This is a genomic window from Pseudomonas triticifolii (genome assembly GCF_014358015.1).
In the GTDB taxonomy this organism is placed as follows: Bacteria; Pseudomonadota; Gammaproteobacteria; order Pseudomonadales; family Pseudomonadaceae; genus Aquipseudomonas; species Aquipseudomonas triticifolii.
In genome coordinates, this window is record NZ_JACONV010000006.1 from 129,451 (window position 1) to 150,465 (window position 21,015).

The window sequence follows — 21,015 nt, forward strand, 5'->3', positions numbered from 1 at the left end:
GGGTCATGTGGTAGGGAGCTGACATGTACATCCAGATTCTAGGTTCCGCTGCCGGCGGTGGTTTTCCCCAGTGGAACTGCAACTGCGTCAACTGCGCAGGCTTTCGCGACGGCAGCCTGCGGACGCAGGCGCGCACTCAATCCTCTATTGCGCTGTCCGACGACGGCGTGAACTGGGTGCTGTGCAATGCCTCGCCGGACATCCGCGCTCAACTGCAGAGCTTTGCGCCGATGCAGCCGGGCCGTGCGCTACGCGACACCGGGATCAGCGCCATTGTGTTGATGGACAGCCAGATCGACCACACCACCGGCTTGTTGAGTCTGCGTGAAGGCTGCCCGCATCAGGTATGGTGCACCGACATGGTCCATGAAGACCTCAGCACGGGCTTTCCGCTGTTCGAGATGCTCAAGCACTGGAACGGCGGCCTGGACTGGCACCGCATCGAGCTGCAAGGCAGCTTCGTGATTCCGGCCTGCCCGAACCTGCGGTTTACACCGTTCCCGCTACGCAGCGCCGCGCCGCCTTACTCCCCGCACCGTTTCGACCCGCATCCGGGCGACAACATCGGTTTGCTGGTGGAGGACACCCGCACTGGCGGCAAGCTGTTCTATGCGCCGGGCCTGGGCAAGGTCGATGAAGCGCTGGCCGACAAGATGCGCGACGCCGACTGCCTGCTGGTCGACGGCACGATGTGGGACGACGACGAAATGCAGCGTCGCGGTGTGGGCACTCGCACCGGCCGGGAAATGGGCCATCTGGCACAAAACGGTCCTGGCGGCATGCTCGACGTGCTGGAAGGCTTCCCGACCCAGCGCAAGGTGCTGATCCACATCAACAACACCAACCCGATCCTCGACGAAGACTCTCCCGAGCGCGCCGAACTGGTCCGCCGCAACGTTGAAGTTGCTTTCGATGGCATGAGCATCGAGCTTTAGGAGCCGACATGAGCGAAGCCACTGCGCTGTCCCCCGCCGAGTTCGAGCAGGCCTTGCGGGCCAAGGGCGCGTATTACCACATCTACCACCCCTATCACGTCGCGATGTATGAAGGCCGTGCGACCCGCGAGCAGATTCAAGGATGGGTCGCCAACCGCTTTTATTATCAGGTGAACATTCCGCTCAAGGATGCCGCGATTCTGGCCAACTGCCCGGACCGCGAAATTCGTCGCGAATGGATTCAGCGTCTGCTCGATCACGACGGCGCGCCCGGCGAAGACGGCGGCATTGAGGCCTGGCTGCGTCTGGGTCAGGCGGTCGGCCTGGACCCTGATCAGTTGCGCTCCCAGGAGCTGGTGCTGCCGGGCGTGCGCTTTGCCGTGGATGCCTACGTGAATTTTGCCCGCCGTGCCAACTGGCAGGAAGCGGCCAGCAGCTCGTTGACAGAGCTGTTCGCGCCGCAGATTCACCAGTCGCGCCTGGACAGCTGGCCGCAGCATTACCCGTGGATCGACCCGCAGGGTTACCACTATTTCCGCACGCGCCTGGGCCAGGCACGTCGCGACGTAGAACATGGCCTCGCGATTACGTTACAGCACTACACTACGTATGAAGGCCAGCAGCGCATGCTGGAGATCCTGCAGTTCAAGCTCGATATTCTGTGGAGCATGCTCGATGCCATGTCCATGGCTTACGAATTGAACCGCCCGCCCTACCACAGCGTCACAGACCAGAAGGTCTGGCATAAGGGAATCGCGCTATGAACGTTCTTCACGAGAAAGACAAGTCGAACCCGGAACGCCTGTCATTTCGCAACAAGGTCCCACACTGGCGTCAAGGCTATCGCTTCCAGTTCGAACCGGCTCAGAACGGTAACGTGTTGCTGTACCCGGAAGGCATGATCAAGCTCAACGACAGTGCTGGTTTGATCGGCGGTCTGGTCGATGGAAAGCGGACCATCGCTGCCATCATTCAAGAGCTGGAGCACAAATTCCCCAACGTCCCCGAACTGGGCATGGATGTCGATGACTTCATGAAGGTCGCCCAGGAAAAACACTGGATCACCCTTGACTGAACTGACACTCGCCACCGCCAACCCACTGATACCGCCCAGGCCGGAAACCGGCCTGCCGCTGTGGCTACTGGCTGAACTGACCTACCGCTGCCCGCTGCAATGCCCGTATTGCTCGAACCCGCTCGACTTCGCGAAACAGGGTCAGGAGCTGACCACCGAGCAGTGGTTCAAGGTGATGCAGGAAGCCCGGCAGATGGGTGCCGCGCAGATCGGTTTTTCAGGCGGCGAACCGCTGGTGCGCCAGGACCTGGCCGAACTGATCGCTGAAGCGCGACGGCTGGGCTTTTACACCAACCTGATCACCTCAGGCATCGGCCTGACCGAAGAGAAGATCATCGCGTTCAAGGAAGCCGGTCTGGACCATATTCAGATCAGCTTTCAGGCCAGCGACGAGCAGGTGAACAACATGCTCGCGGGCTCGAAGAAAGCCTTCGCGCAGAAGCTGGAAATGGCCCGTGCGGTGAAGAAGCACGGCTACCCGATGGTGCTGAACTTTGTCACCCACCGGCACAACATCGACAAGATCGACAAGATCATCGAGCTATGCCTGGCCCTTGAAGCGGACTTCGTCGAACTGGCCACCTGCCAGTTCTATGGCTGGGCGCACCTGAACCGTATCGGCCTGTTGCCGACCAAGGATCAACTGGTACGCGCTGAAGCGGTGACCAATCAGTACCGAGAACAGCTCGAAGCGGAAAATCATCCGTGCAAGCTGATCTTCGTCACACCCGATTACTACGAAGAACGCCCCAAAGCCTGCATGAACGGCTGGGGCAGCATCTTCCTGACCGTCACGCCGGACGGCACCGCACTGCCTTGCCATGGCGCACGTCAGATGCCGATCCAGTTCCCGAACGTGCGCGATCACAGCATGCAGCACATCTGGTACGACTCGTTCGGTTTCAACCGCTTTCGCGGCTACGACTGGATGCCCGAGCCCTGCCGTTCCTGTGATGAAAAGGAAAAGGATTTCGGCGGCTGCCGCTGCCAGGCCTTCATGCTGACCGGCGACGCGGCCAACGCCGATCCGGTGTGCAGCAAGTCCCCGCACCACGGGATGATCACGCAGGCTCGCGACGAATCCGAGACCGCTACCCAAACCATCGAAGAGCTGGCCTTTCGCAATGAACGAAACTCACGACTCATCGCCAAATCATCCTGAACGGCTTTCTGCCGCCCAGGCGGTCGCCGCGGGCGTAGATTTCGCCGAACTGGATGTCAGCTCGGCGGGCCTGTTCTGGAATGAATACCGACCCGCAGACGGCGCGTGCCGCCTCTGGCATTGGTACGCGGGCACCACGCGCTGCCTGACGCCTGATGGCTTCAGTGTGCGCAGCCGTGTCTATGAGTATGGCGGCGGTTCGTTCTGCCTGGCCGATGACGCTCTGGTGTTCGTCAACGAACGCGACCAGCAGCTCTATCGCCAACCCCTGGATGGCAGCACGCCTGTTCCGCTGACTCAGGGCGATAAGCGTTATGGCGGGGTGTTTTACACCAACGGCCAGATTCTCGCGGTCGAGGAAGACCACAACATTCATCGACTGGTCGGCATCGAGCTGGCTGACGGCCAACGCGAACTGTTGGCTGAGGGTGCGGACTTCTATGCCTCGCCCGTGGTCAGCGCCGACGGCAAGCGACTGGCGTGGATCGAATGGCAACGCCCACATCAGCCGTGGACATCGACCCGACTCCTGTGTGCACAACAACAGGATGACGGCAGTTGGGGCAAGGCACGCTGCATCGCTGGCGATGAGACCGAAGAGTCGCTGCAACAGCCGCGCTTCGACGCTCAAGGCCATTTGTACTGCCTGACGGATCGGGCCGGGTTCTGGCAGCCGTGGGTCGAATCATCGACAGGGTTTGCGCCCTTGCCCGCCGCTCAGGCGGACCACTCCCCTGCCCCTTGGCAGCTCGGAGGCTGCACCTGGTTGCCACTCAGCGACGGTTTTCTCGCCAGTTGGTCGCAGAATGGCTTGGGGGTATTGGGACTGAGTCAGGGCGAGGGTTCGGTCACTGATTTCAGCGCTGGCTACAGCCGCTTTCGCAGCCTGGCGATGGATGAGGAATACATTTATTGCATCGCCGCCTCTGCCGTGAGCACGTCGGCGGTGCTGGCCATTTCACGAAGCGACCAAAGCGTGCAGGTTCTGGCGGGCGGCGGTGCGCCGTTGCCGCCGGAACAGATCAGCCGACCCGAACCGCTTCGCTATCCGAGCGGCGGCTCAGAGGCCTTCGGCTATTTCTATCCAGCGATGATGGACGCAGACACGCCGCCGTTGGTGGTCTTCATCCATGGCGGGCCTACCTCTGCGTGTTACCCGGTTCTGGATCCGCGCATCCAGTACTGGACCCATCGCGGGTTTGCCGTGGCCGATCTCAACTACCGGGGCAGTACCGGTTATGGCCGTGACTATCGCCAGAGCCTGCACCTGACCTGGGGCATAGCTGACGTCGAAGACGCCTGCGCGGTTGTCGCCCACCTGTCGGAGCGAGGCTTGATTGATGCCAGCAAGGCATTCATTCGAGGCGGCAGCGCCGGGGGCTACACCACGCTGTGTGCGCTGGCGTTTCAGAAGGTTTTCCGTGCAGGCGCAAGTCTGTATGGCGTCAGCGATCCAATCGCACTGGCACGTGCAACACACAAGTTCGAGGGCGATTATCTGGATTGGCTGATCGGTGATCCGGTGAAGGACATCGAACGCTACAAGGAGAGAACGCCCTTGTTGCATGCCGACACCATCAATGTACCGGTCATCTTCTTCCAGGGAGAGCTGGACGCCGTCGTCGTTCCCGAGCAGACCCGCGACATGCTAAAAGCCTTGCAGGACAGAGGCATCAAGGCTGAGGGTCACTTTTACCCGGACGAGCATCATGGCTTCCGTAAGGCTGCCAACCTGGCAGATGCACTGGAGAAAGAGTGGCGTTTTTATCGTGAGGTGTTAGACGGGGCCGTTTGATCGTTCCCGCATCGGGAACGATCAAACCTGGTGCAGCACGGCGCAAGGCCGGGCTGCTGCACCACAGGCTACTTACGCGAAACGATGATGTAGATCGCGTGGATGATGCCCGGGATGTAACCCAGCAGGGTCAGCAGGATGTTCAGCCAGAAAGCACCGCCCAGACCTACTTGCAGGAACACACCCAGCGGGGGCAGCAGAATAGCGAAGATGATACGAATGATGTCCATGGGAAGCTCCTGATTGATTGGCTCTGATTGGCCATACAGCTAATCGACCCTGGGCATCAATGAGGGTTCCACCCGCTCTGGCACCAAGCCATTATTCTTGCGAATAAGAGGCTCGAAACGCCTGCTTTTCAGTACCTAAAACGCCGCGACAAGCGACCTGCAAAAAACGCAGACAAAGAAAACCCCGCATAAGCGGGGCTTTCCAGACTGTTTCCCTGACATCCCTTTCTCCCCACCATCCTGGCAGGCATCCCTACGTGTCCCTTTTATGTCTTATTGCGCATCCTGCGCTACGTCCATGGATTTAGAGTAACTTTGGATCCTACCTAAGGGAAGAGGCCAATTGGCAGCACGACGTGTAAGCATTTGCTTACACGTCGTCATATTTCAAAACTGCTCGGCCTTCAACATGAACAATGACTCGCTACCCGCACGCACCGACGCGTTCAACGAATGGATACGCGGCAGCAGACGTGCGAAGTAGAAACGCGCCGTGCCCAGCTTGCTGACGTAAAAATCTTCCTGCGCTTCCTTGCCGACAGCGGCTTTGGCCATCATCGCCCACATGTAGGCATAAGCCGTGTAACCGAACAGATGCAGATACTCCACAGACGCCGCACCAATCTCGTTGGGGTTGGTGCGTGAGCGATCCAGAACCCAGTCGGTCAGTTCGTCGAGCATGTCGAGCGCCACAGCCAGCGGGCGAGTGAGTTCGCCAAGCGAGCTGTCGGCACCGGAAATGAACTGACGCACTTCATCGGAGAACAACTGGTAGAACGCGCCACCGGAACCGACGATCTTGCGACCGACCAGATCCAGCGCCTGAATGCCGTTGGTGCCCTCGTAGATCTGCGTGATGCGTACGTCGCGCACCAATTGCTCCTGGCCCCACTCGCGAATGTAGCCATGACCACCCAACACCTGCTGACCATGCACGGTGGTTTCCAGTCCCACATCGGTGAGGAAGGCCTTGGCGACCGGCGTCAGCAGCGCAACCAGATCGTCGGCGCGCTTGCGATCCGCGTCGTTCTCACTGAACTTGGCGATATCCAGTTGCAGCGCAACGTAGCTGGAGAACGCACGACCGCCTTCGTTGAAGGCTTTCATGGTCAGCAGCATGCGCCGCACGTCTGGATGAACGATGATCGGATCAGCCACCTTGTCCTTGTTCTGCGCACCAGTCGGTGCCCGGCTTTGCAGACGGTCGAGGGCGTACTCCACGGCGTTTTGATACGAACGCACGCCAGAGGCCAGGCCTTGAATGCCAACACCCAGACGCTCGTAGTTCATCATCGTGAACATTGCCGCCAGCCCCTTGTTGGGCTCGCCAATCAGGTAAGCGGTGGCGCCATCGAAGTTCATCACGCACGTGGCCGACGCCTGAATACCCATCTTGTGTTCGATGGAGCCGCAGCTCAAGGTGTTGCGCTCGCCCACGCTGCCGTCGTCACCGACCATGAACTTGGGCACCAGGAACAGAGAGATGCCTTTCGGGCCTGCAGGCGCGTCCGGCAGCTTGGCGAGGACCAGGTGGATGATGTTTTCGGTCAGGTCGTGCTCGCCGCCGGTGATGAAAATCTTGCTGCCGGTGATCTTGTAGGAACCGTCGGTCTGCGGATCAGCCTTGGTGCGGATGATGCCCAGATCGGTCCCGGCGTGGGCTTCGGTCAGGCACATCGATCCACACCATACGCCCGAATACATGTTCGGCAGGTACTTGGCCTTGATCGCTTCAGTGGCGTGGGTGTCGATCGAGACACAGGCCCCTGAGGTCAGCATCGGGTACAAGCCGAATGCAAGGCTTGCCGAGTTGAGCATTTCCTCGACCTGGGCCGAGACCACCTTGGGCATGCCCATGCCGCCGAACTCGGGGTTACCGCCAACACCAACCCAGCCGCCTTCGGCGTAGGTGCGGTAGGCTTCAGGAAAACCCGCCGGGGTGGTCACGACGGTATCTTTCCAGTGGCAGCCTTCCTCGTCGCCACTACGACTCAATGGCGCGATGGTCTTGCTGGTGACTTTACCGGCTTCTTCAAGAATGGCGTCGACCGTTTCAGCGTCGACCGTGTCGGCCAGGGCCGGCAGTTGAGCCCAGAGTCTGGAAACCTCGAACACTTCATTGAGGACGAAGCGCATATCGCGCAGTGGCGCTTTATAGTCAGCCATGGCAAACCTCGTGAACACGGAGCAGGAGACCTGTAGGTGCTGATCTGCCCCGGTCAGGAATGCGGATCAGCCGTCGTTAGTCACGAGTCTACCCGAACAACATTTCAGACACATAGGGTCGTGTCATGACTATAAAGTCATAACAGGTCACTGCCTGGAAACACTGTATTCAGGTGGCGGCTTCCGTGGTTCGTACGGCGCCACGGCGGTTTTGCTGCTGGTGAGAAATGACGCAGTTGCGCCCGGCACCTTTGGCGGCGTACAGCGCCTGGTCTGCTGCTTTCAGGACCTCTTCGGGCGTGCGGTGCTCCGGCTGACGTTCGGCGACGCCTATGCTGACCGTCACCGATACCGTGCCGGAATGCGCGCCGCTGCGGCGCTGCCTTCCCTGCTGGTCATCCTGAGGCCGACTGTCTTTGTTGCGCAGTTGAATTTCGTAATTGGCGATGGACTCGCGAATCGCTTCCAGATGCGGCAAACACTCATCGATGGTCTTGGCAGCAAACACGATGGCGAATTCTTCGCCGCCGTAGCGGTAGGCCTTGCCGCCGCCATTGCTGATCTTCGACAGCTTGCTGGCCACCAGACGCAATACCTGATCGCCTACGTCATGGCCGTGGGTGTCGTTGAATTTCTTGAAGTGGTCGACGTCACTCATCGCCAGCACGTAATTGCGCCCCAGGCGCTGCATGCGCTCGTTGAGCGCGCGACGTCCAGGCAAGCCGGTCAGCTCGTCACGGAAGGCCATCTGATAGGCCTCGTGGGCGACAGCAGCGGCAATCATCAGCATCACCTGGCTGCACAGAATGTTCAGCGTGAAGGGCAGGATAAAGGTCTTGGGCAATGCCCAGAACAACCCCAGCAGCCCGACGATCTGCGCCGCATGCAGCGGCCGGGGCTTTTCCAGGTACTGCCAGATCAACACTGCGAACGAAATCAGAAACATCGCGTACGACAACTGGATCAGGCTCATCCACGCGCCGTGCAACGCCGGCCAGCGGATGTCGGCCAGCCAGGCCTGCAATTCCACCGGATAGCTCTGCTCAAGCCCCAGCGCCACACTGCCTAAAGCCAGCAGCACAGCGATCCGGGCAACCATGTCCTGGAACAAATGCGTGCGCTCCTCCCAGGCGGCATACAACCCGTAGAGCACCGGCAGCAACAGGCAGATCAGATGGAAGATCACTGCGGCGTCTTCGCGAACCTTGCCGAAGTCGCGGTAATAGTCAGTCTGGGTGTCGAGCAGGTAATAAGCGATGTACACGGTGATCATCAGGAACAGTTCGCGCTGACGCCGGTAAACACCACAGTAGGCACCGCCCAACAGCAGCACCAGCGTGGGCAGCACGTTGAACAGTGAGGTGAAGAACACGTTCAGGTCTTTGACGTAAGCAGCCGCCAGCCCCGCCACCAGCAACGCCAGTGACGGTAGAAAATGACTCAGTCGCGCAGCAGATGGACGTAACAAAAGAGGCTGTCTCCTTGCCTGAACCCGAGTCATCACCCGAATTAATAGCATTGTGCCTTCATCCTGAAAACAATGCATTCAGCAGGATTGATCAGTGACTGAATCTGTAACGGCAGGAGAGTGAAAAGGTTTATGAAACGAGGGCAGATAGCCATATCACGCTGAATGATTACAGACTGGAGGCGTCAGTCCGTTCCTCACGCGCTGAGCGCAATCAAAACCAAACGCCCATAAAAAAGCCGCCGGATCAGCGATCCGGCGGCCTGGGTGAATCGGACCGGACTCAGTAAGCCAGACCGAAATCCTCTTCTTTCATGTCCATCAGGTTGCCTGCACCCGAGAGGATGGCGGCGACGTGAGTGCGGGTGCGCGGCAGAATGCGCTGGAAGTAGAAGCGCGCGGTCTGGATCTTGGCGCGGTAGAACGCTTCGTCCGACGTGCCGGCTGCCAGCTTCTCGGCGGAAAGACGCGCCATGTCAGCCCAGAAGTAGGCAAGGCACGCGTAGCCCGAATACATCACGTAATCGACCGACGCAGCGCCGACCTCTTCGCGATCCTTCATGGCGGCCATGCCCACTTTCATGGTCAGTTCGCCCCACTCCTTGTTCAGCGCCGCCAGCGGGGTCACGAATTCCTGGACGGATTCGTTGCCTTCGTTGTTCTGGCAGAACTTGTGCACGATTTTGGTGAAGCCCTTGAGCGCCTCGCCTTGAGTCATCAGGACCTTGCGGCCCAGCAGGTCAAGTGCCTGAATACCGGTGGTGCCTTCGTACAGCATGGAAATACGGCTGTCGCGAACGTTCTGCTCCATGCCCCACTCGGCGATAAAGCCGTGGCCGCCGTAGACCTGCACGCCGTGGTTGGCGGCTTCAAAGCCCACTTCGGTCATGAAGGCCTTGGCGATCGGGGTCATGAACGCCAGCAGTGCATCGGCTGCTTTGCGCTGGTCGGCGTCTTCGCTGTATTTGACAATGTCGACCTGCTTGGCCGTGAAGTACACCATGGCACGTGTGCCCTCGGCGAAGGCCTTCATGGTCAGCAGCATGCGACGTACGTCCGGGTGGACGATGATCGGGTCAGCGGCTTTTTCCGGCGCTTTAGGGCCAGTCAGCGAGCGCATCTGCAGACGCTCGCGGGCATATTTCAAGCCGCCCTGGAACGCGATTTCAGCGTGCGCCAGACCTTGCAGTGCAGTGCCCAGACGCGCCGTGTTCATGAACGTGAACATGCAGTTCAGGCCCTTGTTGGCAGGGCCGATCAGGTAACCGGTAGCGCCGTCGAAGTTCATCACGCAGGTGGCGTTGCCGTGGATGCCCATCTTGTGTTCGATCGAACCGCAGTTCACCGCGTTGCGCTCGCCAACGCCGCCATCGGCAGCCGACAGGAACTTGGGCACGATGAACAGCGAAATGCCTTTGGTGCCCGCAGGAGCATCCGGCAGGCGCGCCAGCACGATGTGGACGATGTTATCGGCCATGTCGTGTTCGCCAGCGGAGATGAAGATCTTGGTACCGGACACTTTGTAGGTGCCATCAGCCTGAGGCTCGGCCTTGGTGCGCAACATGCCCAGGTCGGTGCCGCAGTGTGGCTCGGTCAGGCACATGGTGCCGGTCCATTCGCCGGACACCAGTCGGGTCAGATACGCCGCTTGCTGCTCGGGCGTGCCGTGCTCGGAAATGGTGTTCATCGCGCCATGCGACAGGCCTGGGTACATGCCCCACGACCAGTTCGCTTCGCCAACCATCTCGCTGACCGCCAGACCCAGCGACTCAGGCAAGCCCTGACCGCCATGCTGGACGTCGTGCGCCAGGCTCGGCCAGCCGCCTTCGACGAATTGCTGATACGCCTGCTTGAAACCGGTCGGCGTCTTAACGCCCGACTCGCTCCAGGTACAGCCTTCGGTATCGCCTACCCGGTTCAGCGGAGCCAGCACCTGTTCACAGAACTTGGCGCCCTCCTCAAGAATGGCGTCGACCATATCGGGGGTAGCGTCCTGGCAGGCGGGCAGACTCTGATAGTGCGCTTCGTAGCCGAGCAGTTCGTCACGAACGAAACGAATATCACGCAAGGGGGCCTTGTAATCAGGCATAGCGATAAACCTCTGCTGATGAATCCTGGAACGAATGACCGGGCGGTGACTGGAAGCATACTCCCAGGACCAGACAATCTCGTATGCCTTACGGTCAAACAGGTGTTTGAAACATACGTTTACGCCCAAATCTTGTCAATAGCCACACATGAACCATTCGTCCACGCTGCTGCAGACCGCGCAGGCAAAGGCGCGCCACGTCATGCGGACGATAAGCGAAAGTCTAGTCGAGTGCAGAAGGGTTGCAGCGGCGATACAGGGCGGTGATACAGGGAGATTCAGAAGATAACGCCGTGCACGGAAGGCACGGCGCGAGGGCAGGACAAGCCGTTACTCAGGCAAAGGTGTCGATCAACGTGCCAAGTGCTTCATCGCTGGCGCGCTGTGAAGCGAGCCCGGCTTCGATCTGCGATTTGCCCGCAGCCATTTCAACGATGTTGGCAGGCAGGTCGGAGCGCTGGCTACGGTCGACCGAACGCAGGTTCTCGAGCTGGAAGTCCGAAGACTGGCTTCTGCCCGACACTTCGATGTTGCTGCTGGCGATCTGCGTGGCCGCCTGATCGACACGGCTCTGCCCGACCTGCATGGCGCTCAGACCTGGGTAGAGGGTGTTGTTCATGGTGATTTGCATAAGCCGATCCTCAGTTCAAAAAGCGAACACGTGCCATTGAACCAGCAAATGCCCGGAAACGCTCGACAAATAGACTAATGGCACTAGGCCTGTTAATAGCCTCAGTCTTGAAAATTTCAAAACAGTCATACGCGTCAGCAACATAGCCGTGCTGTCAGTCGAGCAGCTCAAGATGAAGACATTGCGCCACATTGTCGGCGCTCGCCTTCTTCAGTCGCGGCACACGCCCCAGACAAGGCGCAGGCAGACGCTCGGCCAGGGTGGCGAGATTCTCTTCGAGACGCGAGGTCTTGCCATCCGTGACGTTCGCGACCCAACCAGCCAGGTGCAGCCCGTCTCTGGCAATAGCCTCGGCCGTCAACAATGCATGGTTGATACACCCCAGGCGCACGCCCACCACCAGAATCACCGGCAGGCCCAGCGCGATGGCGAGGTCGGACAGGTTGCTCTGATCGGCCAGCGGCACTCGCCAGCCACCAGCGCCTTCGATCAGGGTGAAGTCCGCCTGCTTGCTCAGAATATGTTGCATGGGTTGCAGCAGGGAACGGACGGTCAGCGCCACGCCAGCCTCGCGAGCTGCCAGATGCGGGGCGATGGCCGGTTCAAACGCCACCGGGTTGATCTCGTCGTAGCTCAGCGGGATGGAACATTCGGCCTGCAACGCCAGTGCGTCCGCATTGCGCAGCCCTTGAGGCGTGACCACGCAACCTGACGCCACGGGCTTGCCTGCAGCCGTACTCAGGCCGTTCAGTCGCGCGGCATGCAGCAACCCCGCCGCGACCGTGGTCTTGCCGGCATCGGTGTCGGTTCCGGTGATGAAATACGCAACGCTCATCTCGGCGGTCTTCCCTTGTGACGTGAACCCGGTCAGGGCTTTTCAAGTACCGCGTAGACCACTTGATACGTGGCGGGCAGTCCTGCGTCCTGGCGAAAGCGCTCGTACGCTCGCACCAAGCCTAGAATCCGTTGACGTCCCGTCAAGCCGCTGGGCCTTCCCGGGTTTAAATTGTGTGCACCCAGTGCCTTCAGTTCATGAGTCAGGCTGCGCACATCAGGGTAATGCAGCACGTGCGGGCGGACCTCAAGGCGGGAAACACGCAAACCACTGGCGGCGCACAACTGACGATAGTCGTCTTCATGCCGGAAGCGGTTCACATGTACGCGGCCATCGACGGCCTGCCAGCTTTCACGCAGCTCATACAGCGTGCCGGTACACAGACTGGCGAAGGCAAACACGCCGCCAGGTTTGAGCACCCGAAAAACCTCGCTGAGTACCGCCCTGAAATCCGCACACCATTGCACGGCCAGGCTTGAGAACATCAGCTCGCAGCTCTGATCGGCCAATGGCAGGCGCTCGGCATCGCCTGCCACGAAGTGACGCGCGCCACCCAGCGGCTGGGCATGGCGCAACATGCCTTCGGCGATATCCAGCGCGACGCCTTCGCTTTCAGGGAAGGTCTGGGCCAGCACTCGACTGAAATAACCGGTGCCGCTGCCCAGGTCGAGCCAACGTGCGGGGCAGAATTCGGCAGGCAGCCGTGACATCAACGCGTGACCGACCGAGCGCTGCAATTCGGCGACGCTGTCGTAACTGCCCGCCGCACGGGAAAAGGAAGCCGCCACCTGGCGTTTGTCAGGCAGACCCGTCGACAATACGGCCTGTGAAAGGTCAGTCATGGTCCGACTCGTGTTCCGATTCATGTAGAAAAGCCTGGATTGCAGCCGCCACGCCGTGGGGGTTTTCGAGGAGAAACGCGTGGCTGGCCTGCTCGATCACGCCGACTTCGACGTCCGGCAGCAGGTCCAGCAGATCGCTTGCGGCCTCGGCAGGCACGAACGCATCGAGCCCGGCGAACACATGCAACTGCGGTCCACGGTAGGTCTGCAAGGCGCTGCGGGTATCAAGCTGTTGCAATATTTTCAGTCCGTCGACCAGCGCCGTGGGCGAGGTATGCGGCGCACCGGCCTTGAGCAGACGGGCCAGACCACGCGGATCCTCTGCGCCTTGGGTACACAGCAGACTGAAACGCTTGAGGGTAGCGTCGGGATCGGCAGCGCAGCCAGCCAGAAACGCCTCGAAGTCCGGCACCGGCATCGCATGCGGCCAGGCACCCTGCGTCACGAAACAGGCATTGCTGGCCAGCGTAAACAGACCGCAACAACGTTCGCCCCGGCGTGCCGCCAATTCTGCTGCGAGCATGCCGCCCAGCGACCAGCCGCCCAGCCAGGCGTCATCCGACAGGTTGGCGTCCAGTTCATCGAGCCAGTCCGCCAGATCGCAACTGTCGATGTCAGGCAACGGTTCGACCTCGACACGCAAATGCTCGTCCAGTCCGCGCAACGCAGCCGCCAACGGTTCGAGTGGCGAAACACCCAGGCCCCAGCCCGGCAGCAGGATCAGACGGTCACGCATGATCGGGCTCCTTGGTTTCAATCGCATCCAGCAGCGGGTAGCACTGCTCCAGTGCATTCAACAATAGCTGCACCTGCGCTTCGGTGTGAGCCGCTGACAGCGTCACCCGCAAGCGGGCGCTACCGACCGGCACGGTGGGCGGACGAATCGCGGTCACCAACACGCCCCGCTCGCGCAGCAGCTGCGACAGGCGCAAGGCGCGCCCGGCATCGCCAATCAGAATCGGCTGGATGGGCGTGAAGCTGTCCATCAGTTGCAGGCCAAGCTGCTCGGCACCCTGACGGAACTGGCGGATCAGGTTGGCCAGGTGCTCTCGACGCCAATGCCCGGCGCGCAGCAATTCCAGACTTTTCAGCGTGGCGCAGGCCAACGCAGGCGGCTGGCTGGTGGTGTAGATGTAGGGCCGGGCAAACTGGATCAGGGTTTCGATCAGCTCTTCACTGCCCGCTACGAACGCCCCGGACGTACCAAAGGATTTGCCGAGGGTGCCGATCAGCACCGGCACATCTTCCATGCTCAGGCCAAAGTGCTCGACGAGCCCGGCACCGTTGGCGCCCAGCGGACCGAAGCCATGCGCATCATCGACCATCAACCACGCGCCTTTGGCCCTGGCGGCACGCGACAGCGCAGGCAGGTCGGCCACATCGCCGTCCATGCTGAACACGCCGTCGGTGACCACTAATGTATCGCCCACGGCTTTTTCCAGGCGGGATTCGAGGCTCGCCACCTCGTTATGCCGATAACGGGAAAACCGCGCGCCACTGAGCAGTCCGGCGTCCAGCAACGAGGCATGGTTCAGACGATCTTCCAGCACCGTATCGCCCTGCCCGACCAGCGCCGTGACGGTGCCCAGGTTCGCCATGTAGCCGTTGGAGAACAGCAGCGCACGTGGTCGGCCGGTGAGGTCAGCGAGGGCTTCTTCCAGCTCATGGTGCGGCGTGCTGTGGCCGATCACCAGGTGCGATGCGCCGCCGCCCACGCCCCAACGCTCCGCCCCGGCCTGCCACGCAGCGATCACCTCGGGGTGATTGGCCAGCCCCATGTAGTCGTTGTTGCAGAACGCCAGCAGCGGTTTGCCATCGACCACCACCTGCGGACCTTGCGGGGTCTGCAGCAGCGGTCGCTGGCGATAGAGGTGTTCGTGACGACGAGCCTCAAGTCGGGTACGCAGATCGAAAGACATGCAGGCTCCGTTGCAAAGATCAGGCGGACGCGGCGTCGTAGAACATCGCGCTGCTTTGCTGTTCGACCAGTGCCTGCTCGATGGCGGCCTGATGCACTTCGTCAGGATGCTCTTCGCCCGCTTCAGGCTTGATGCCCAGACGGGAGAACAGCAGCATGTCCTTGTCGGCTTGTGGGTTGGCGGTGGTCAGCAGTTTGTCACCGTAAAAAATCGAGTTGGCACCGGCAAGGAATGCCAGCGCCTGCATCTGCTCGTTCATCGCCTCGCGACCGGCAGACAGGCGCACGTGGGATTTGGGCATGAGAATCCGCGCCACGGCCAGCATGCGGATGAAGTCGAACGGGTCGACGTCTTCGGCATTTTCCAGCGGTGTACCGGCGACCTTCACCAGCATGTTGATGGGCACGGATTCCGGATGCTCTGGCAGGTTGGCCAGTTGAATCAGCAGACCGGCGCGATCGTCGAGCGACTCGCCCATGCCCAGAATACCGCCCGAGCAGATTTTCATCCCGGCATCACGCACATACGCCAGGGTTTGCAGGCGCTCGCTGTACGTGCGGGTGGTGATAATGCTGCCGTAGAACTCAGGCGAGGTGTCCAGGTTGTGGTTGTAGTAATCGAGCCCGGCGGACGCCAGTGCGGCGGTCTGATCCTGATCCAGACGGCCCAGGGTCATGCAGGTTTCCAGGCCCATGGCCTTCACGCCTTTGACCATTTCCAGCACGTACGGCATGTCTTTGGCCGAAGGGTGTTTCCAGGCCGCGCCCATGCAGAAACGCGTCGAGCCGATGGATTTGGCGCGAGCGGCTTCTTCCAGCACTTTCTGTACTTCAAGCAGCTTCTCTTTTTCCAGACCGGTGTTGTAGTGGCCGGACTGCGGGCAGTACTTGCAGTCTTCCGGGCACGCACCGGTCTTGATCGACAGCAGGGTCGAAACCTGGACGCGGTTGGCGTCGAAATGAGCGCGGTGCACGGTCTGCGCCTGAAACAGCAGGTCATTGAATGGCTGTACGAACAGCGCCTTGACCTCGGCTAAAGTCCAGTCGTGACGCAGAGTGGCGGTGATGCTGGCGCTCATCGGGCGGCTCCTTGGTGTTTCTGGGGGGGCTGTGCGCAGCGGCACAAAGACCACAAGCGCGACACGGATGTTCGGCATATTTAAGGAAGAGCGATGCGCTGTCAACCAAACAGCAAGCAAGAGGTTTACATCTGGTTAAAAAACAAACAACCCTGTTTGTTATGCGATGAGGTTACCGACGTTGCACTGCCCATTTGCGTACCGTGCGAAAGCGAATTGCCGTGGCTGGGTGACCAGTGCGAGTCCTGCGCCCTGCCCTTGCCGACGTTCGGGATGAGCTGTGCGCAGTGCATCAGCAAGCCGCCAGGCTTTACCCAGGTCGTCGCGCCCTGGCGGTATGACTTTCCGGTCGACAGCCTGATTACCCGCTTCAAGCACCACGGCAAGTGGCCCATGGGCCGCCTGATGGCGCAATTGCTTGGTCAGTTTTTACAGCACCGATTTGACGAAGGCCTGCCTCGTCCCGACTGCCTTGTGCCGGTGCCACTGGCCAACAAACGCTTTCGCCAGCGCGGCTACAACCAGGCGGCCATGCTCGCCGGATGGCTGAGTGAACCGCTGCAATTACCGGTGGATGAGCGCCGCGTGCTGCGCAGCCGGGAAACACCCAACCAGCAGGGCCTGGACGCCAAAGCCCGCAAGCGCAACCTGCAGGGGGCGTTTACCTTGATCGACCCCGAAGGGTTACGTGGCAAGCACCTGGCGCTGGTGGACGACGTGCTGACCACGGGCTCCACAGCGCACGCTCTTGCTCGCTTGCTGACCCGCGCTGGCGCCAGCCGTGTGGACGTCTACTGCCTGGCCAGAACCCCGAAACCCCGGGATTGATCATAGCGCCCAAGCAGACGGATCCTGCGCATGCTCCGCGCGGGGACGTTCAGTGCTAAGGCCTTTTCGCGGACAAGTCCGCTTTCACGTTTTACACTCGCGTGATCTGCCAGAGCGTTCAAATCACAATGCCTTTACCACCCCTGCTCACCCAACACATGACCCGTCGCCCGCAACGCATCGCGCTGTTGCAGCACATTGCCGAACAGGGCTCTATCACCCGCGCAGCAAAGAGCGCCGGGCTTAGTTACAAAGCCGCGTGGGATGCCATTGATGAGTTGAATAATCTGGCGCACCAACCTTTGGTCGAGCGCAGCGTCGGCGGTCGTGGCGGCGGTGGCGCGAAGCTGTCGGCCGAGGGCGAGCGCGTGCTGCGTCTCTACCAACGCATCCAGGCGCTACAGGCTCAGGTACTGGAAGCGGCCGAGGACAGCAGCGATCTGGAGCTGCTCACTCGCCTGACCCTGCACACCAGTGCGCGCAATCAATTGCTGGGGCGAATCGTGAGCATCACTCGCCAGGGCCATAACGACACCATTCGCCTGCATCTGGCTGATGAGGTGTTCATCGACGCGCAAATCACCCATGACAGCACCCTGCGCATGGACCTGGATATCGATACGCAAGTCGTCGCCTTGATCAAGGCAGGCTGGCTGGAACTGTTCGCTGCGGACCATCTTGAAACATCAGGAAACAATTACCTTTTCGGCCAGATCGAGGACGTCATCGACGCGCAGGACGGCCCCAGCGAAGTGCGCATTCTTTTGCCCAGCGGCCATACGCTGTGCGCCCTGGCGAGCCGCGACGCATTGCTGGCGCAGCAGTTGGGAACCGGCAAACCGGTGAACGTCAGCTTCGCTCCGTCACGGGTGCTGCTGGGCACGCCGCTCTAGCGATTCGGGGTCATCGCCGCGACACAATTCCGTCATACACGCGCTTTAAGGTAGCGACCACATTTGTGGGAGCCGTGATGATGAAACTATTAGAAGAAAATCAAACCACCGATCTGGAAAACATGGTCGGACTCACCCGCCGAGGCTTTATCACCGCTGGTGCCCTGTGCGGCGCAGCGATGTTTCTGGGTGGCAACCTGTTGACCCGTAGCGCACTCGCCACCGGTATCAGCGCGGCTTCCGGCAGACTGCTGGGCTTTGAAAGTATTCCCACCGCAACGGCTGACAGCATCAGCCTGCCGCCAGGCTACAACGCCTCTGTACTGATCAGTTGGGGCCAGCCGTTGCAGGCAGGCGGCCCGGCGTTCGACCCGAGCGGCAAAGGCACGGCCAAGGCGCAGGAAGTCCAGTTCGGCGACAACAACGACGGCATGAGCCTGTTCCCGATGCCGGGTCACAAGGATCGCGCGTTGATGGCGATCAACAACGAATACACCAACTACCGCTACCTCTTCGATCACGGCAAAGAGCCACAGTCGGCCGAAGACGTGCAGAAAGCCCTCGCTGCAGAAGGTGTCTCGGTGATCGAGATCCAGCAGAAGAACGGCAAGTGGCAGTTCGTGCAGGGCTCGCGCTACAACCGCCGCGTGCACGGCAACACGCCAATCACCCTGAGCGGACCGGCCGCCGGGCATGAGTGGCTCAAGACCGACGCCGACAAGACCGGCACCCGCGTGCTGGGGACCTTTCAGAACTGCGCCAACGGCAAGACGCCTTGGGGCACCTACCTGACCTGTGAAGAGAACTTCACCGACTGCTTCGGCAGCAGCAATCCAGAGCAGACCTTCGACGCGGGCATGAAGCGCTATGGCGTGGTCGCGGCCAGCAAGGACATCAACTGGCATCAGCACAACCCGCGCTTCGACATCGCCAAGAATCCCAACGAGGTCAACCGTCACGGCTGGGTCGTCGAGATCGATCCGTTCGCACCCGATTCCACGCCGGTCAAACGCACCGCGCTGGGCCGCTTCAAGCACGAAAACGCCGCCTTCACCCTGAGCAAGGGCGGTCGTGCCGTGGTGTACATGGGCGATGACGAGCGCGGCGAGTTCATCTACAAATTCATCAGCCGCAACATGATCGACCGCATCAACCCGAAGAATAACCGCAGCCTGCTGGACCACGGCACGCTGTACGTGGCGCAGTTCGACGGCGGCGACAGCAACCCGGATCACCCGAAAGGCAAAGGCCAGTGGATCGAGCTGACCCACGGCAAGAACGGCCTCGACGCGGCAGCGGGCTTCAACAGCCAGGCCGAAGTGCTGATCCATGCACGCCTGGCGGCCAGCGTTGTGAAAGCAACGCGCATGGACCGCCCGGAATGGATCGTGGTCAGCCCCAAGGATGGCCAGGTCTATTGCACGCTGACCAACAACGTCAAACGTGGCGACGACGGCCAACCGGTCGGCGGCCCTAACCCAAGGGCGAAGAACCAGTACGGGCAGATCCTGCGCTGGCGTGAAAGCGAAGATAACGCGTCGGCCATGACGTTTGAGTGGGACCTGTTCGTGGTCGCGGGCAACCCGACTGTGCATGCTGGCACGCCGCAGGCTGGCTCCAGCAATATCAACGCACAGAACATGTTCAACAGCCCGGACGGCCTGAGTTTCGACGAAGCCGGACGCTTGTGGATCCAGACCGACGGCGACTCCAGCAACAAGGGCGACTTCGCGGGCATGGGCAACAACCAGATGCTGTGTGCAGACCCTGCAAGCGGAGAAATCCGTCGCTTCCTGGTCGGCCCGGTTGGTTGCGAAATCACCGGCATCAGCTTCACGCCGGACTACCGCACGATGTTCGTCGGTATTCAGCACCCCGGCGAAAACGGCGGCTCCACCTTCCCCGAGCACCTGCCCAACGGCAAACCGCGTTCCTCGGTGATGGTGATTACCCGTCAGGACGGCGGCGTTATCGGCGCCTGACAGAGACTGATCGCTTCCACGCTCCAGCGCTCATCGTTATACGCACGTATTGATGAGTGCTGGAGCGGGGACGGTTTCAGACCTCCTGTCGAACACGACGCAACTTGCTGAATAAAGGCGCTTTTCGTGGGAGCGAGCTTGCTCGCGAAAGAGCCAGTACATCCGACAGACATTCAGCGACTGAAACACAGTATTCGCGGACACGTCCGCCACCCGCATCCCGAGCGTTGGCACGATCAGGTACGGCCAACCTCAGTCAATCAACCCGTTCACATCATAGAACGGGTACGGCCCTTCATACTCCCCGAACACTGCGTTATGGCTGACCAGCCCTTCCTGGGGATGCCAGCGGTGCAGCACATAACCGGCAGGCTCCAGGTTGAAATGCGCAGGCGCGGCGGCATCCAGGTCGAGCACGATCTGATGCGAAGTGCCGGGGCAGACACAGGTCAGGCTGCCGCCGAACCGACGCTGCATCGGCCGGTGCAAATGCCCGCATAACAGACGCTCCACCTGCGGATGCCGAGCGATGATCCGCTCAAGCTCCATGGCATTGCCAAACGGCTGATGATCCATATGGCCAATACCGGACATGAACGGCGGGTGATGCAGAATGACCACGGTCGGCACATCAGGCCGACGCGACAGTTGCGCATGCAGCCAGTCGAGCTGGCAGAAATCCAGGTGCCCGCCATGCTCGCCCGGAATGGTCGAGTCCAGGCCGATCAGCCGTACCGGGTGCTGTTCCACCACCCAGTCCAGCGGGCCGGTGGCCGACAGCGGCAGGTACACGTGGTCCGCAAAGGTAGCCAACAGGTGTTCGCGGTCATCGTGATTGCCGGGCACCAGGTAGAACGGCATCTGCAAGCGGTCCAGTTCCGGCTTGAGCACCGCGTATTCGTCGGCACGGCCAAAGTCCACCAGGTCACCGCTGATCACCACAATATCGGGGCGCTGTTTGCTGGCATTGATGTGTTCGACAGCGCGGCGAAGCGCGCCCAGCGTGTCGACGATGCCATAGGTCAGGCGGCCGTCGGCCTTGAGGTGCAGATCGCTGATCTGGGCGATAAGAAACGGACGATTCAAA

General features: G+C 60.7%; 19 protein-coding genes. 8 read left to right on the forward strand and 11 right to left on the reverse strand.

What is annotated here, in order from left to right; translation table 11 throughout:
- Positions 1 to 23: 23 nt before the first annotated feature.
- Genes pqqB through H8S56_RS11795 form a run of 5 tightly spaced genes read left to right on the forward strand, consistent with a single transcriptional unit; the run spans position 24 to position 4,967 of the window.
- Positions 24 to 935, forward strand: coding sequence for a pyrroloquinoline quinone biosynthesis protein PqqB (gene pqqB, locus H8S56_RS11775; RefSeq protein WP_187518732.1), 912 nt, complete (start codon positions 24 to 26; stop codon positions 933 to 935).
- An 8-nt stretch (positions 936 to 943) separates the two neighbouring features.
- A complete protein-coding gene (gene pqqC / locus H8S56_RS11780) occupies positions 944 to 1,699 on the forward strand; it encodes a pyrroloquinoline-quinone synthase PqqC (protein ID WP_024688161.1) in 756 nt (251 codons plus the stop codon).
- Between the two features lie 38 nt (positions 1,700 to 1,737).
- Complete coding sequence (gene pqqD, locus H8S56_RS11785) at positions 1,738 to 2,010, forward strand: pyrroloquinoline quinone biosynthesis peptide chaperone PqqD (RefSeq protein ID WP_024688162.1); 273 nt, start codon at positions 1,738 to 1,740, stop codon at positions 2,008 to 2,010.
- Positions 2,003 to 3,172: a pyrroloquinoline quinone biosynthesis protein PqqE gene (pqqE, locus tag H8S56_RS11790; RefSeq protein ID WP_187518733.1), complete on the forward strand. Its 1,170-nt coding sequence runs from the start codon at positions 2,003 to 2,005 to the stop codon at positions 3,170 to 3,172. The genes pqqD and pqqE overlap by 8 nt, the downstream gene beginning before the upstream one ends.
- Complete coding sequence (locus H8S56_RS11795) at positions 3,135 to 4,967, forward strand: S9 family peptidase (protein ID WP_187518734.1); 1,833 nt, start codon at positions 3,135 to 3,137, stop codon at positions 4,965 to 4,967. Before pqqE ends, H8S56_RS11795 begins: the two co-directional genes overlap by 38 nt.
- A gap of 68 nt (positions 4,968 to 5,035) precedes the next feature.
- Here H8S56_RS11795 and H8S56_RS11800 read toward each other — a convergent pair whose 3' ends face one another.
- The 10 genes from H8S56_RS11800 to bioB form a co-directional block, all read right to left on the reverse strand.
- Positions 5,036 to 5,197, reverse strand: coding sequence for a YqaE/Pmp3 family membrane protein (locus tag H8S56_RS11800; RefSeq protein ID WP_032610758.1), 162 nt, complete (start codon positions 5,195 to 5,197; stop codon positions 5,036 to 5,038).
- Positions 5,198 to 5,584: 387 nt separating this feature from the next.
- Entirely contained in the window at positions 5,585 to 7,363 is a 1,779-nt protein-coding gene (locus tag H8S56_RS11805) for an acyl-CoA dehydrogenase C-terminal domain-containing protein (RefSeq protein ID WP_187518735.1), read from the reverse strand.
- Positions 7,364 to 7,532: 169 nt separating this feature from the next.
- Entirely contained in the window at positions 7,533 to 8,831 is a 1,299-nt protein-coding gene (locus H8S56_RS11810) for a GGDEF domain-containing protein (protein ID WP_024688166.1), read from the reverse strand.
- Between the two features lie 283 nt (positions 8,832 to 9,114).
- Positions 9,115 to 10,920, reverse strand: a complete 1,806-nt coding sequence (locus H8S56_RS11815; RefSeq protein ID WP_024688167.1) for a phenylacyl-CoA dehydrogenase — start codon at positions 10,918 to 10,920, stop codon at positions 9,115 to 9,117.
- A gap of 334 nt (positions 10,921 to 11,254) precedes the next feature.
- Positions 11,255 to 11,551: a hypothetical protein gene (locus tag H8S56_RS11820; protein ID WP_024688168.1), complete on the reverse strand. Its 297-nt coding sequence runs from the start codon at positions 11,549 to 11,551 to the stop codon at positions 11,255 to 11,257.
- 154 nt (positions 11,552 to 11,705) lie between these two features.
- Positions 11,706 to 12,386, reverse strand: a complete 681-nt coding sequence (gene bioD / locus H8S56_RS11825) for a dethiobiotin synthase (protein ID WP_187518736.1) — start codon at positions 12,384 to 12,386, stop codon at positions 11,706 to 11,708.
- 32 nt (positions 12,387 to 12,418) lie between these two features.
- Positions 12,419 to 13,228: a malonyl-ACP O-methyltransferase BioC gene (gene bioC / locus H8S56_RS11830; RefSeq protein WP_187518737.1), complete on the reverse strand. Its 810-nt coding sequence runs from the start codon at positions 13,226 to 13,228 to the stop codon at positions 12,419 to 12,421.
- On the reverse strand, positions 13,221 to 13,964 hold the full coding sequence (locus tag H8S56_RS11835; RefSeq protein ID WP_024688171.1) for an alpha/beta fold hydrolase: 744 nt from the start codon (positions 13,962 to 13,964) through the stop codon (positions 13,221 to 13,223). The genes bioC and H8S56_RS11835 overlap by 8 nt, the downstream gene beginning before the upstream one ends.
- Positions 13,957 to 15,147, reverse strand: coding sequence for an 8-amino-7-oxononanoate synthase (bioF, locus tag H8S56_RS11840; protein ID WP_187518738.1), 1,191 nt, complete (start codon positions 15,145 to 15,147; stop codon positions 13,957 to 13,959). Before bioF ends, H8S56_RS11835 begins: the two co-directional genes overlap by 8 nt.
- 19 nt (positions 15,148 to 15,166) lie before the next feature.
- Entirely contained in the window at positions 15,167 to 16,225 is a 1,059-nt protein-coding gene (bioB, locus tag H8S56_RS11845) for a biotin synthase BioB (RefSeq protein ID WP_024688173.1), read from the reverse strand.
- A 93-nt stretch (positions 16,226 to 16,318) separates the two neighbouring features.
- On the opposite strand from bioB, the gene H8S56_RS11850 reads away from it, so the two are divergent.
- From H8S56_RS11850 to H8S56_RS11860, 3 genes are all read left to right on the forward strand, one after another.
- A complete protein-coding gene (locus H8S56_RS11850) occupies positions 16,319 to 17,053 on the forward strand; it encodes a ComF family protein (protein ID WP_024688174.1) in 735 nt (244 codons plus the stop codon).
- Positions 17,054 to 17,181: 128 nt separating this feature from the next.
- Positions 17,182 to 17,946, forward strand: coding sequence for a TOBE domain-containing protein (locus H8S56_RS11855; protein WP_024688175.1), 765 nt, complete (start codon positions 17,182 to 17,184; stop codon positions 17,944 to 17,946).
- 80 nt (positions 17,947 to 18,026) lie between these two features.
- Positions 18,027 to 19,928, forward strand: coding sequence for a PhoX family protein (locus H8S56_RS11860; RefSeq protein ID WP_187518773.1), 1,902 nt, complete (start codon positions 18,027 to 18,029; stop codon positions 19,926 to 19,928).
- Positions 19,929 to 20,180: 252 nt separating this feature from the next.
- Here the strand turns inward: H8S56_RS11860 and H8S56_RS11865 are convergent, their stop codons facing one another.
- Complete coding sequence (locus H8S56_RS11865; protein ID WP_024688177.1) at positions 20,181 to 21,014, reverse strand: phosphodiesterase; 834 nt, start codon at positions 21,012 to 21,014, stop codon at positions 20,181 to 20,183.
- Position 21,015: the final 1 nt, after the last annotated feature.